The sequence below is a fragment of the Roseomonas fluvialis genome (assembly GCF_022846615.1).
Lineage (GTDB): Bacteria > Pseudomonadota > Alphaproteobacteria > Acetobacterales > Acetobacteraceae > Neoroseomonas > Neoroseomonas fluvialis.
Map to the genome: position 1 here is coordinate 3343947 of NZ_AP025637.1, position 12202 is coordinate 3356148.

13 protein-coding genes are annotated in these 12202 nt (G+C 71.9%); 5 read left to right on the forward strand and 8 right to left on the reverse strand.

Translation table 11 applies throughout. From position 1 onward, the window contains the following. Positions 1-2: 2 nt before the first annotated feature. A complete protein-coding gene (locus tag MWM08_RS16280) occupies positions 3-1004 on the reverse strand; it encodes a hypothetical protein (protein WP_244407549.1) in 1002 nt (333 codons plus the stop codon). A gap of 86 nt (positions 1005-1090) precedes the next feature. Here MWM08_RS16280 and hmuQ point away from each other — a divergent pair, with 86 nt between their 5' ends. Next, the gene (hmuQ, locus tag MWM08_RS16285) at positions 1091-1405 is read left to right on the forward strand and encodes a heme-degrading protein HmuQ (protein WP_244407550.1); all 315 of its coding nucleotides are present in this window, start codon (positions 1091-1093) and stop codon (positions 1403-1405) included. Here the strand turns inward: hmuQ and MWM08_RS16290 are convergent. Both MWM08_RS16290 and MWM08_RS16295 read right to left on the reverse strand, forming a co-directional pair. Next, on the reverse strand, positions 1402-2364 hold the full coding sequence (locus MWM08_RS16290; protein WP_244407551.1) for a Bug family tripartite tricarboxylate transporter substrate binding protein: 963 nt from the start codon (positions 2362-2364) through the stop codon (positions 1402-1404). The two genes, hmuQ and MWM08_RS16290, sit on opposite strands and share 4 nt — an antisense overlap. 78 nt (positions 2365-2442) lie before the next feature. After that, entirely contained in the window at positions 2443-3141 is a 699-nt protein-coding gene (locus MWM08_RS16295) for an FkbM family methyltransferase (RefSeq protein ID WP_244407552.1), read from the reverse strand. Positions 3142-3224: 83 nt separating this feature from the next. Here MWM08_RS16295 and MWM08_RS16300 point away from each other — a divergent pair, with 83 nt between their 5' ends. Further along, positions 3225-4292 carry a mandelate racemase/muconate lactonizing enzyme family protein gene (locus tag MWM08_RS16300; RefSeq protein ID WP_244407553.1) on the forward strand — a complete coding sequence of 356 codons (1068 nt, stop codon included), beginning with the start codon at positions 3225-3227 and terminating at the stop codon, positions 4290-4292. Here MWM08_RS16300 and MWM08_RS16305 read toward each other — a convergent pair. From MWM08_RS16305 to MWM08_RS16315, 3 genes are read right to left on the reverse strand one after another with little or no spacing between them, the layout of a single operon-like run. After that, the gene (locus tag MWM08_RS16305; RefSeq protein ID WP_244407554.1) at positions 4289-5068 is read right to left on the reverse strand and encodes an enoyl-CoA hydratase-related protein; all 780 of its coding nucleotides are present in this window, start codon (positions 5066-5068) and stop codon (positions 4289-4291) included. The two genes, MWM08_RS16300 and MWM08_RS16305, sit on opposite strands and share 4 nt — an antisense overlap. Beyond that, entirely contained in the window at positions 5065-6087 is a 1023-nt protein-coding gene (locus tag MWM08_RS16310; protein ID WP_244407555.1) for an amidohydrolase family protein, read from the reverse strand. Before MWM08_RS16310 ends, MWM08_RS16305 begins: the two co-directional genes overlap by 4 nt. Next, positions 6084-7331 (reverse strand): flavin-dependent oxidoreductase, encoded by a 1248-nt coding sequence (locus MWM08_RS16315; protein ID WP_244407556.1) that lies wholly within the window; start codon positions 7329-7331, stop codon positions 6084-6086. The genes MWM08_RS16310 and MWM08_RS16315 overlap by 4 nt, the downstream gene beginning before the upstream one ends. Positions 7332-7470: 139 nt before the next feature. Between MWM08_RS16315 and MWM08_RS16320 the strand changes: the two genes are divergently transcribed. The 3 genes from MWM08_RS16320 to MWM08_RS16330 all read left to right on the forward strand — a co-directional run bounded on the left by MWM08_RS16320 (position 7471) and on the right by MWM08_RS16330 (position 9732). Continuing rightward, positions 7471-8256, forward strand: a complete 786-nt coding sequence (locus MWM08_RS16320) for an SDR family NAD(P)-dependent oxidoreductase (protein WP_244407557.1) — start codon at positions 7471-7473, stop codon at positions 8254-8256. A gap of 46 nt (positions 8257-8302) precedes the next feature. Further along, complete coding sequence (locus MWM08_RS16325; RefSeq protein WP_244407558.1) at positions 8303-8692, forward strand: hypothetical protein; 390 nt, start codon at positions 8303-8305, stop codon at positions 8690-8692. Between the two features lie 65 nt (positions 8693-8757). Then, positions 8758-9732, forward strand: a complete 975-nt coding sequence (locus tag MWM08_RS16330; protein ID WP_244407559.1) for a Bug family tripartite tricarboxylate transporter substrate binding protein — start codon at positions 8758-8760, stop codon at positions 9730-9732. Between the two features lie 4 nt (positions 9733-9736). On the opposite strand, the gene MWM08_RS16335 is transcribed toward MWM08_RS16330, so the two are convergent. Continuing rightward, entirely contained in the window at positions 9737-10816 is a 1080-nt protein-coding gene (locus MWM08_RS16335) for a DUF697 domain-containing protein (RefSeq protein ID WP_244407560.1), read from the reverse strand. Further along, positions 10813-12201, reverse strand: a complete 1389-nt coding sequence (locus MWM08_RS16340; RefSeq protein WP_244407561.1) for a YcjX family protein — start codon at positions 12199-12201, stop codon at positions 10813-10815. The genes MWM08_RS16335 and MWM08_RS16340 overlap by 4 nt, the downstream gene beginning before the upstream one ends. Position 12202 lies beyond the last annotated feature (1 nt).

Consider the following 12202-nt stretch of genomic DNA (forward strand, 5'->3'; position numbering starts at 1 on the left):
GGTCAGCCGGGTCTGATCCGCCAGGCCAGCGCGCCCACCCTGTCGAGCCGCGCGAAGCGGTCCCAGCCCGCCAGCGCGCCATGCAGCAGCGCCTCCCAGGCATCCTGCATCGCCGGGTGCGGGTCGGCGATGCCGCGCAGCGGGGCGCAGCCGTCGCGACGCACCACCAGGCTGCCATCGGGCTGCAGGTCGGTGCGCGCGGCGTCGCCTTCCGCCTGCGCCAGCGCGACCATGAAGGCAATGAAGTCCCGCGCACCCAGCGCCGCCGCCGTCGCATGGACATGCTGCAGGCCGACGAGGCGCGCGGCATGCGCGAGCAAGGCACCGCCCTGCTCGACGCCGAAGACATCGACCGCCGCCTGCAGCGCCGTGCGGCAATAGGTCATGGCATAGCCGCGCCTTGCCTTGGCAACGCGCTCCTGCGGCCAGGCGGCGGTGGGCAGGCGCGGCGCGCGCGTGGCGTCGAAGCGCGGCATGGCCTCGTGCTTCGCGAAGCGCAGGCGATCGGGTTCGGCGAGGGCGCGGTCGTGCTCGATGTAGTAGCCCTCGAGCCCCGGATCGCCATCCACGGTCTGCCCGGTGCAGACGAAGCCGAGGCCAGGGCAGCCCAGCATCACACCGTTGTTCGCGTGCCATCCGCGCAGCATCGCGGCATTCACCTCGGATGGGATGCCGCAGATCGTGGCACCGGGCCAGATCCAACGCGGCGGCGGGTAGCGGATCCAGGCCTTGCGGGGGTTCTCCTCGACATACTCGACGCCGACGCCGCCGATGACATTCGACAGGTAGTGGTAGCGCGCCGCCGCCACCGCCGGCGGGAGGCCGTCCAATCCAAGCTTCCGCAGGCCGGGCAGGAAGGTCTCGGCCTGCTGGCGACGGAACACGGCGAAGACCAGTGCCGCCGCATCCGCCGGCCCACGCCGCGCGACGGCCGCGAGCACGATCCCGGTGAACCAGGCGTGGTACCAATCGGCAACCGCCTCCCAGGCCGCACGGTCGCTCACGCGCGTGCCCTTGCACGCATGTTCACGCGCGCCCCCTTGCGCGAAGCCCGGCCCTGCCGCGCAATGGCTCCAGCAGGAGAAACGCCATGTTCGTCGCCGCCAATCGCTTCCGCGTCATTCCCGAGCACGCACCCGCCTTCGAACAGGCCTGGCTGACGCGCGAAAGCCACCTGCACGAGGTGCCGGGCTTCATGACCTTCCATTTGCTGAAGGGCCCAGCAGCGGATGACCACATCCTGTATTCGTCGCTGACGGTCTGGGCGTCGAAGGATGCCTTCGAAGGCTGGACGCGATCGGAGCAGTTCCGCCGTGCCCATGCCGGCGCGGGCGGGATGAAGGGTACCACGCTCGGCCCGCCGCAATTCGAGGGCTTCGACGTGCTGCAGACCATCGGCGGCTAATCCGCGCGCACGCCGGCGCGCTGGATCACGCCGCCCCACTTGTCGAGTTCGGCGCGCAGGAAGGCGGCGAATTCCGCCTGGCTGTTGCCGCCAGGAATGGCCCCCTGATCATGCAGCGCGCGGCGGATGTCGGGGTCGTTCAGCGCGCCGGCCAGCGCGCCGTGCAGGCGGTCCAGCACCGGCTGCGGCGTGCGCGCGGGGGCGACGAAGCCGTGCCAGTTGTTGGCATCGACCGTGGGCAGGCCGACCTCGGCCATGGTCGGCACGTCGGGGATCCATTCGAGCCGCTGCTGCGTGCCGACCGCCAGCGCGCGCAGCGCGCCGCCGCGGATATGCGGCAGCAGGATGGGCAGGTCCGCGAAGCCCAGCTGCACCTCGTTCTGCAGGATGGCCAGCGCCAGCGGCGCGCCACCGCGGTAGGACACATGCGTGACCTCGATCCCCGCCGCCATGCGGAACAGCTCGCCCGCCAAATGCGGCATGCTGCCCGACCCGGCGGAGCCGTAGTTCAGCCGCCCCGGCTGCGCCTTCGCCGCGGCCACCAGCTCCGCCACAGTCCGGAAGGGGGCCGCGGCCGGCACCACCAGCGGTTCGGGCACCAGCACGCCAAGCGTCAGCGGCGCCAGGTCCCGCAGCGGGTCATACGGCGTGCCGCGATCCAGCCGCGGCGAAATCGCGAGCCCGCCGGCGCTGCCGATGCCGATCGTGTATCCATCCGGTGCGGCCTTCGCCACCGCATCGACCCCCGTCACGCCGCCCGCGCCCGCACGGTTGTCCACCACGATGGGCTGGCCGAGCGTCGCGGACATCCGCGGCGCCAGCAGCCGCACCACGATGTCCGACGGGCCACCGGCAGCGAAGGGCACCACCACGCGGATCGGACGGTCGGGCCAGGCGGGCTGCGCGATCGCGGGCGCGGGCAGTGCGGCGGCCAGCAGCATCAGCGTGCGGCGGTTCATGATGGTTCCTCCCTGGGCGGCCAGCCGTGCCGCGCCAGGCGGGATCATCGGCGAAATCGCGCCGCTGCGGAAGCGCGGTCAGGTCGCGCTGGTCAGGCGCTTCGCGACATAGGTGAGCGTGCCGAGATCCGGCTTGTCGATCCGCCCGCGCGCAAGCACATGCGTACGGCACAACAGGTCGTCGATGGCGCGGCGGTCGGCGGCGCTGTGGAATTCCAGGTGGATGACATTCGCCTGCGCCACGCGGTCGCCGAGCGCACCGAGGATCGCGAGTTCCGCACCCTCGGTGTCGATCTTGATCAGGTCGAAGCCGGGCAGCGCGAATTGCGCGCTGAGTTCGTCGGCGAAGGCGCCGGCATGGCGCAGGCGCACCTGCGTCGCCGTGCTGGGGACGCCCTCATGTTGCAACGGGAACAGGGAACTGAGCACGGAGATCTGCGCCGCGTTGAAATGCGCGATCGCATCGCGTTCGTACAGGCCGAGCTTGAAGGCGCGGCAATTGCCGATGCGCTCCGCATTGCCCGACAGGATCGCGAAGGATGACGGGTCGGGCTCGACCGCGATGATCGCCGCATGCGGATAGACCAGGCGGAAGAACGCCGAGGTCAGGCCGATATGCCCGCCGATGTCGAGCACCACGCGCGGCGGCGCGATGCCCGCGACCGGCGCATAGACGCCATCCTGGAAGACTTCGCGGATCACCAGATGCGTGCTCGAATCATCGCGCACGTCGAGGGTGACCTGGCGCTCCCCGGCCTGGAAAACGCGGCGGATCATCCGGGGGCCAGCGGCTTGCATGCGCGCGCGATACATCGCCAGATGCCGACCAGCAAGACACGCCGGCCAGGGAAGGCAGCGCCATGCGGATCAGCCGCGTCACCACGCATCATCACCGCACGGACTTCACCTTCGGCGCCAGCGCGGCCGGTGCCGGTGGCAACCTGCATCTGCGCGCGATGGACACGCTGCTAGTGCGCGTCGAGACCGAGGACGGCCTGCATGGCTGGGGCGAGGGCTTCGGCTTCACACTGGTCGAGACCACGAAGGATGCAGTCGACCGGCTGATCGGCCCAGCCTGCATCGGGCAGGATGCGCGCGACATTGCCACGCTGATGCGGATGCTGGCACGCCGCTTCCATAATTTCGGCCGCAACGGCGCGGTGAGCTTCGGCCTTTCGGCCATCGACATTGCGCTGTGGGATATCCGTGCCAAGGCCGCCGGAGTGCCGCTGCACACGCTGCTGGGCGATGCGGCGCGGGCCTCGGTGCCGGCCTATGCCTCGCTGCTGCGGTACGGAAAGCCCGACGACGTCGCGCGCAACGTGACTGAGGCACTGTCGCGCGGCTATCGCCACATCAAGCTGCACGAATTCGACCTGGCCTGCATACGCGCCGCCCACCAGGCCGCACCGGATACGCCGCTGATGCTCGACATCAACTGCGTCTGGAACACCGAGGACGAGGCCGTGCAGTTCTGCGAGGACGTGGCCGGCATGAACGCCGCCTGGGTCGAGGAACCGATCTGGCCGCCCGAGGACATCCCCGCCATCGCGCGCATCCGCGCCGCATCGCCGGTGCCGATTGCGGCCGGTGAATGCAACGGCACGGTGGAGGATTTCTGCCGCATGCTGGAACTGCGCGCGGTCGATGTGGCGCAGCCGTCCATCACCAAGGTCGGTGGCGTATCGGCCATGATGGAGATCGTGGAACTGGCGCGCGAGGCCGGCGTGCGCCTGGTGCCCCATTGCCCGTATTTCGGCCCCGGCCTGCTGGCGACGCTGCATGTGCTGGCCGCGGTCGAGGAGGCCGAGCCGATCGAGATCTACTTCGCCGACCTGGCACGCCCGCCCTATCCGGCGCTGGTGCCGCGGGGGGGCGCGATCGCGGTGCCCTCCACGCCCGGGCTGGGGTTCGAGCCGGAACTCTAGCGGTTCTTCCAGTCCGGCTTGCGCTTCTCGGCGAAGGCGCGCGGACCTTCGACGTAATCCTCGCTGTCGCGGTTGCGCTGCTGGGACGGGTACATGGTGGTCACCGCCTCGCGCAGCGTCGGCGCATCCATCCCCGCATAGACGCATTGCTTGGAGGCGCGCACCGCCAGCGGCGAGCATTCCAGGATCAGCGCCGCCCAGCGCTTCGCCGCCGCCAGCGCCTCGCCAGCCGGCACCACCTCGTTGACGAAGCCGAGCGTCTTGCCCTCAGCGGCGGGCACGCGCCGCCCGGTCAGGATCATGCCGAGCGCCTGCTTCTGCCCGATCATGCGCGGCAGGCGGTGAACGCCCCCTGCCCCGGCCACCAGCCCCACGCGCGGTTCGGGCAGCGCGAAGACGGCGTTCTCGGCAGCGACGATGAGGTCGCAGGCCAGCGCGATCTCGAACCCGCCGCCCATCGCGATGCCATTCACCGCGGCGATCAGCGGCTTGTCGAGATCAAAGCGCGTGGTCAGGCCCGCGAAGCCCGAGGGCGGCGTCGGGCCGCGCTTGCCAGCCGCCTGCACCTTCAGGTCGTTGCCGGCGGAAAACGCACGATCGCCGGCGCCGGTGACGATGCCGACCCACAGGTCGTCGCGCGCGGCGAATTCGTCCCAGACCTGCGAGAGTTCGGCATGCGCCTCGCTGTGCAGCGCGTTCATCACCTCCGGGCGGTTGAGTGTGACGATGCGCAGGCGGCCCTCATCGGCCACGGTGCAGAAGCGGTGCTGGGTCATGCGTCGATCCTGTAGAAGCGGGCGGCGGTGCCGCGGAACAGATCGTCCTTCTCCGCGGCCGAGGCACCCGCCGCCAGCCGCTTGAACGCATTCCACCCGGCGGCATAGCCGAAGCCACCCTTGTCCACGGGGAAGTTGCTCTCGAACATGCAGCGGCTGGTGCCGAACATCTCGATGATCGGTCCCATCCAGGGGCGCCAGGCATCCGCGAGCATCTGCGACGACGGCGCGATCTCGCCCTGCTCCAGCCCAAAGCCCGGCAGGCGCATGCCCAGCCCGCCGCATTTCACCACCACATTCGGGCAGGCGGCGAGCGCGCGCATGTTGGCCGACCACGCCGCAAACACCTCGTCACGCTTGCCGGCATAGCCGCGGATGCCGAGCACCCCGCCGCAATGGTTCAGCACGACCGGCACCTCGGGATGCGCCTGCGCCAGGCGCACCAGGCGCGGGATCTGGTGGAAATACAGCCAGGCCTCGAAGGACAGGCCGCGCTTGCCGAGTTCCGCGTAGCCGGCGCGGAAGCCGGGTGAATCCAGCATGTCCTCGGCGGGCGTATAGGCCGGGTTCAGCATCTCGGGATCGGGGTCCCAGGTCGCGCTGTGGCGGATGCCGCGGAAGCGCCCGTTGCCGGCAGCGATATGCGCATCGAGCACCGCACCCGCGGCCGCACCGCGCGTGAGGTCGGCATGGCCGACGATGCCGGCGCAGACGCGCACATCGCCATAGGTGCCGCTCTCGCACATCGCGGCGATGCCGGCGGCGAATTGCGTCTCGCCGACCGGGCGCAGTTCCTCGGGCCCATCGGCGCGGTGGAAGGCGCGCGCCTGCACCAGCACGGTCGCGCGCACGTCGTGGCCGGTGCGGATATCGGCCAGGATGTCATCGAGCAGATAGCGCCAGCCTGGCCGATCCCACAGGTGGTGATGCGGGTCGATGATGCGCTGGCCGGGGTCGAGGATGTCCTCGACGCGGCGCGCGAGCCACTCCTCGCGAACCGGCAGGTAGTGCTGGCTCATGCGGCTTTCCTCGGCGGCGAGAGGCTGGGGCGCGCGTTCAACGTGGCGGGCTCGAAGCCGGCCAGGCGCTTGTAGTGCGTCGCGATCTCGGTGCGCTCGGTCAGCGGCATCACCGTCTCGATGTCGGCAAAGCCATCGGGCGCGCGGGATTCGGCGATGTCCAGCACCAGGTCAGGCCCATCGCCGCGCGTTGCTTCCAGCAGCGCGGCGGTGGCGGGGCGGCGGATCGCCTCGTAGGCGTGCAGGGCCTCGACCGGATCGCGATGCGTCGCGAGTTGCAGGGCGAGCGTGCGCGCATCCAGGATGGCCTGCGAGGACCCGTTCGACCCGATCGGATAGAGCGGATGCGCCGCATCGCCGAGCAGCGTGACGCGCCCATGCGTCCAGCGCGTCAGCGGGTCGCGGTCCACCATGGGGAATTCGTAGATGGATTGCGCGGAATGGATCAGCGCAGGCACGTCGAGCCAGTCGTAGGTCCAATCCTTGAACCATTGCAGAAAATCCTCGATGCGGCCGGGGCGGTTCCAGTCCTCGCGCTTCCAGTCCTGGTTCGGGTCGACGCGGCGTTCGGCGATCCAGTTGGTCAGCTTGCGGCCATCGGGCAGGTCGGCGATGGGGTAGACGACGAATTTCTCGTCGCGGTTGCCGATCACGGCCATGGTCGCGCCGGTCAGGAAGGGCGCGGCGATGGATGTCGCGCGCCACAGGATCGCGCCCTGCCACAGCGGCGGGCCTTCATCGGGGTAGAAGCGCGTGCGGGCGGCCGAGTGGATGCCGTCGGCGGCGATCAGCACGTCGCCCTGCGCGCTGCGGCCGTCCTCGAAGCGCGCGACCACGCCGTTCGCCTCATCCGCGAATTCCGCGAGCCGCGCGCCAAGGTGGATGCGCGCATCTCCCAGCCTTTCGCGCGCGACCTCGAGCAACAGCATGTGCAGCCGCCCGCGATGGATCGACACCTGCGGCCAGGTGTAGCCGGCGTGCCGCCCGCGCGGTTCAGACCAGATCATCTGGCCGAAGCGGTTGGCGTAGGCGAGTTCGCGCGTGACCACGCCGGCCGCGCAGACGCGGTCCTGCAGCCCGAGTTCCGTCAATTCGCGCATCGCGTGCGGCAGCACGTTGATGCCGACGCCGAGCGGGCGGATCTCGGCGCTCTGTTCGAACACCTCGACCTCGATGCCAGCCGCGTGCAGCGACAGTGCCGCGACCAGCCCGCCGATCCCCCCGCCTGCGATGATGACGCGCATCGCGTATTCCTCCCGTAGCGTGGTTTCCAGGATAAGGTGCGATCGCCGCCCCGGCGAGTGGTCCCCGCGGTCCAGGGGGCCGTTGCCCCCTGGTGGGGGAGCGCGAGGGGGCAAAGCCCTCTCGCAGACGGAGTCGCCCATGCCTCGTGTTGTCCTCATCACCGGCGCCGCCGGCGGCATCGGCCTCGCGATGGTCGATGCCGTGCTCGCCGCCGGCCATGCCGTAGCGGCGCTCGACCGCGACATCGCGGGCCTGCCCGCGCATGACAGGCTGCACCCGATCCTGGCGGACCTGGCGACCGAGGCCGGCTGCCGCGATGGCGTGGCGGCCGCCGTGGCGCGCTTCGGGCGCATCGATGCGGTGGTGAACAATGCCGGCATCGGCGTGTCCTCCCTGCGCCCCGATGCCGAGACCCGCCTGCCGGCCATCGAGGAACTCGACGCCGCGACCTGGGATCGCTTCTTCGCCATCAATGTCCGTGCACCGATGCTGCTGGTGCGCGAGGCGCTGCCGATGATGCGCGCGGCGGGCTGGGGGCGCGTGGTCAACAACACAACGTCCTTCCGCACCATGCTGCGCGTGCTGCCCTATGGCGCGACGAAGGCCGCGCTCGAGGCCGCCTCGGCGGTCTGGGCGCAGGAACTGGCCGGCAGCGGCATCACGGTGAACGTGCTGATCCCGGGCGGGCCGACCGACACGCCCTTCATCGGCGCCGAGAGCGGCTGGGCGCGGGAAGCGATGCTCCGTCCTGCCATCATGGGACCACCGCTCGCCTGGCTGCTGTCGGATGCGGCGGCGGGCGTGACCGGCCAGCGCATCATCGCCGCGCGCTGGACCGGCGACCCGTCGGCCCCCGGCACGATGCGCGCGATCGGCTGGCCGGAGCTCGGCGCGGACGCCGTCTGGCTGCAAGGCGGGCGCTGAAGCCGTTCATTTCCCGGAAATGCCTGTGCGCGAAAATGCTGCGACCATGGCACGCGACCCCCTTTCCACCCTGGCCAAGCTGCGCGCGATCGAGGTCGAGGCCGCGCGTCGGCGCCTGGCCGAGGCCCGCAGCGCGCTGGCCGCGCAGCAGCACGCCGCCGCCGCCGCCGAGGCCGCACTGCGCGACGAGACGCCGGACTGGTCGGGTGCCACGTATGGCGCCTTCCTGGCGCGCGGGCTGGCCGCGCGGCATGCCCATGCCGCCGCGGTGCAGCGCGCCGAGGACGCGTTGGAGGCCGAGCGCGACGCGCTGGCCGAGGCACGGCGCGCCGAGCAGGTGCTGGAGCAGTTGCGCGAGCGTCGCGCCGCCGCCGCCCATCGCGATGGGCTGCGCCGCAGCCAGGCGCGGCTCGAGGATGCGCTGACCGGCCGCTGACACCCCTGGTTCCGCCCGCGGCGCCACCGGCGTAGGCTGGCGCAAATACCGGGAGGAGACACCGCATGACCCGCATCCATCGCCGCGCGCTGCTCGGCGCAGCCACGCTGCTGCCGCTGCCCGCCCTGGCCCAGGGCGACTGGCCGAACCGGCCGGTGCGCATCATCGTCCCGTTCCCGCCAGGACAGGCCTCCGACATCATCACGCGGCTGGTGGCGGATGAATTGTCGAAGCGCTGGCCGCAGCGCGTGGTGGTGGAGAACCGGGCCGGCGGCGCCGGTGCCCCCGCGCTGGAGGCCGGCGCGCGCGCGCCGGCGGATGGCTACACGCTCACGGCCGGGACCTCGGGCACGCTCGGGGTGAACCCGTCGGTGCTGCCGCGCGTGCCCTATGATGCCGAACGCGACTTCGCGGCCATCAGCAATGTCGCGATGGTGCCGCTGCTGGTCATCGCGCACCCGTCCGTGCCGCAGCACACCATGCAGGCGCTGGCGGCGGAGGCACGCGCGCGGCCCGGTGCGCTCGACATGGCATCGGCCGGGCCGGCCACGTCGCAGCACATGGCGGCGGAACTGCTGATGCTGCGCGCCAACATCCGCTTCAACATCGTGCATTATCGCGGGTCGGGCCCGGCCATCGCCGACGTGATCGCCGGCAATGTGAAGCTGATGACGGATTCCGTGGCCTCCGCCCTGCCGCATATCCGCGACGGGCGGGTGCGCGCCATAGCGCTGTGTTCGGCGCGGCGCGTGCCGCAGTTGCCCGACGTGCCGACCATCGCCGAGACGCTGGTACCGGGCTACCAGGCCGCCGGCTGGTCGGGGCTGGTGGCGCCGACCGGCACGCCGCCCGAGATCATCCGCCGCATCAATGCCGACGTGGTGGCGGTACTGCGCGAACCCGCCATCACCGAACGCATCCTGTCCATGGGCGCGGTGCCGGACCCGATGTCGCCGGAAGACTTCGCCGCCTTCATCCGCAGCGAGATCGCGACCTTCCGGGAAGTCGCGCGGGCGGCGAACGTCCGGCTGGAGGGCTGAGGGGTCAGCGCCGCGGCAGGACGCGGCAGGCCTCGTCCGCCACGCGCGCCAGCAGGATCATGCGGCGCGCCGCGACGGCGCCGGCCGCGGCCTCGCCCGCGACGTGCTCGGCGAGCCGCGAACTGAGCAGCCCTCGCACCGCGGCATCCACCGCGACATCGGTCGCGGCAACCGTCGCGGCATCGAGTGCGACGCGCCGCAGCAGCGCGACGGTGCCGGCGACGCCCGGCCGCAGCCCATGCAGCGCCGCCACCTGCCGCACCAGGCGCAGGCCGCGCCAGGCGAAGATCAGCGCATCCGCCGCCGGCGAGGGGCTGACCGCGGTCACCGCGAAGGCCTGCATCGCCGCCGCACGACCAAGCGCCGCGGCATCCTGCGCGATGGGGGCGAGGATCTTCGCCTCGACCAGCGCGGCCATGGCCTCGGGCGGTAGCCCCGCGAGGTCACCGGCGCGCGCGCGCCCGGGCGGCAGGCGCGCCTGCCAGGCCACCAGTTCCGCGTGCAGCACCGTCGCGTCGCGCCGCGCCGCGGCGGCGCGGGCGCGGTCCACCGTGCGCAGCCCGAGATAGCCGCGCAATTCGCGCCCGATGGCGGTGAAGACCAACCCGAAGCCGCCCGCCGCGACCACCAGCGTGACCCAGCCGAGCCAGGCGGCACGGTCGAATTGCGCGGCGACGAAATTGCCGGCCTGGAGCAGCGAGAAGCCCAGCACCAGCAGCGCCACGCCGGCGCCGACCAGCGCGGCGGAGGACCAGCCGCGCGCACCAGCCAGGGCCGCGGGCGCGACCGCGCGGTCCCAGCCGAAGTCGAGCCGCGCGGCGGGCTGCGCGCTGTCGTCGGGAATGATTCGCGGCCTTGCCAGCGGATCGGGGCGCGTATCGGCGGGGGTGACGCGCGGGGCCTCGGCGGCCGCGGCACCGGCCGCCGCTTCCGTGATCACGCGCGGACGGGGGCGGTCGGCGCGCGGGGGTTCCACCGCCGGTGCCGCGGCGGTGCCGGGCGGCGTGTCCGGACCGGACGGGCCATGCTGCAGGCCTGCGCCGGCGCCTGCATCGCGCGGCCCCGGTTTGTCGCGGCCGCTCACAGCGCATCCCCCACCAGCCAGGCGAGCAGCCCGTCGAGCCCCAGATGCGGCACGCCGGACAGGCCCGCGGGATCCAGCCGCGGCGGGCGGAATTCCGGCATGGTGAACAGGCCGGCATCCCAGAAAGCGGGTTCGGGCGGTTTCATCGGCACCTCGCCCGGATAGATGGTGGCGCCGACCCCGTCCTGCAAAAGGACCCCGCGCACCGCGGCAACGGAATGGCCCTCGAGCCGCGCCACCGCATCCTCGGTGCAGCGGATGGCGGCAAGGGCGTGGAAGGAGACATCCGCGCCGGATTGCTCCGTGCGGCCGCGCGCGCCGAGCGTGATGTGTTCCACCAGCGCGGCGAGTGCGTCCCGCGCGCGCGTGGGCACGTGGTCGGCCTTGGTGGCGGCGAAGGCGACGCGGGTCGGTGCGGCGCCCAGCAGCCGTTCCAGCCAATTGGCGCCGGACACGATGGAGGCGACGGCGGAGAGCGCATCGCCCGTGTCGTGGAAGGCTTCCTCGCCGGCATGCAGCGCGCCGAGCACATCCACCAGCACCACTTGGCGGTGGAAGCGCGAGAAATAGGGGTCGAGGAAATATGCGCGCTGGTCCGCGAGATAGGCGTCGAAGCGGCGGGCACAGAGTTGCGCGAGGCCACCGCGCGCGGTGGCGGGCAGCGGGAAGAACCACAGCAGCGGTGCCTCCCCGCGCGGGCCGGGGTTCAGGAAGCGGCCGGGCTGCAGCAGGCGCAGCCCGTGCACGTCCCGGCAGGTGCGCAGCATGTCGCGATACAGCGTGTAGCCGCGCTTCGCGAGCGCGTCCTCGGCCGCCGCGTCGTCGGGCAGGCCATCAAGGAAGGCGAGGAACTCGGCCGCCGGCTCAGCGCGTACGCCACGCTTGAGGCGCGCGAGCGTCTCCTCGGACCACGCCGCATAGTCCTGGCGCAGCATCGGCAGGTCGAGCAGCCATTCGCCGGGATAGTCGATCAGGTCGAGCGTCACGCGCCGTTCCGGCAGGATGCCGCCGAGCGAGGTGCGGCGCTCCACGTCGATGGCGATCTGCAGGGTCGAGAAATCCTCGGTCCGCTCGGGCCAGCGCGGCGGGTCGGCGGCGAGCGCGCCGAGATGGCCCTCGGGGTCGAAGCGCGGAATGGTCTCGGTGCCCGCGGGCACGATGAAGACGCGGCGGATGCGCCCGCCCGCGGCATCGGACAACGCAGGCAAGGTGCGCGCGCCACGCCCGGCCGCGAGCAGGTTCGCGATCAGCGAGGTGAGGAAGACCGTCTTGCCCGCGCGCGACAGGCCGGTGACGGCGAGGCGGATGCGCTCGCGCCCGACCAGCGCGCGGGCGGCATCCTCGGTGGTGTCGAGGATGCCACGGATCAGCGAGAGCGGGTCCATC

Bases quoted from the DNA above. Each gene is read 5' to 3' on its own strand.
- MWM08_RS16325 (WP_244407558.1), top strand. From the start codon at position 8,303: ATGGCACGCGACCCCCTTTCCACCCTGGCCAAGCTGCGCGCGATCGAG.
- MWM08_RS16340 (WP_244407561.1), bottom strand. From the start codon at position 12,201: ATGGACCCGCTCTCGCTGATCCGTGGCATCCTCGACACCACCGAGGAT.
- hmuQ (WP_244407550.1), top strand. From the start codon at position 1,091: ATGTTCGTCGCCGCCAATCGCTTCCGCGTCATTCCCGAGCACGCACCC.
- MWM08_RS16300 (WP_244407553.1), top strand. From the start codon at position 3,225: ATGCGGATCAGCCGCGTCACCACGCATCATCACCGCACGGACTTCACC.
- MWM08_RS16305 (WP_244407554.1), bottom strand. From the start codon at position 5,068: ATGACCCAGCACCGCTTCTGCACCGTGGCCGATGAGGGCCGCCTGCGC.
- MWM08_RS16320 (WP_244407557.1), top strand. From the start codon at position 7,471: ATGCCTCGTGTTGTCCTCATCACCGGCGCCGCCGGCGGCATCGGCCTC.
- MWM08_RS16330 (WP_244407559.1), top strand. From the start codon at position 8,758: ATGACCCGCATCCATCGCCGCGCGCTGCTCGGCGCAGCCACGCTGCTG.
- MWM08_RS16310 (WP_244407555.1), bottom strand. From the start codon at position 6,087: ATGAGCCAGCACTACCTGCCGGTTCGCGAGGAGTGGCTCGCGCGCCGC.
- MWM08_RS16295 (WP_244407552.1), bottom strand. From the start codon at position 3,141: ATGATCCGCCGCGTTTTCCAGGCCGGGGAGCGCCAGGTCACCCTCGAC.
- MWM08_RS16315 (WP_244407556.1), bottom strand. From the start codon at position 7,331: ATGCGCGTCATCATCGCAGGCGGGGGGATCGGCGGGCTGGTCGCGGCA.
- MWM08_RS16290 (WP_244407551.1), bottom strand. From the start codon at position 2,364: ATGAACCGCCGCACGCTGATGCTGCTGGCCGCCGCACTGCCCGCGCCC.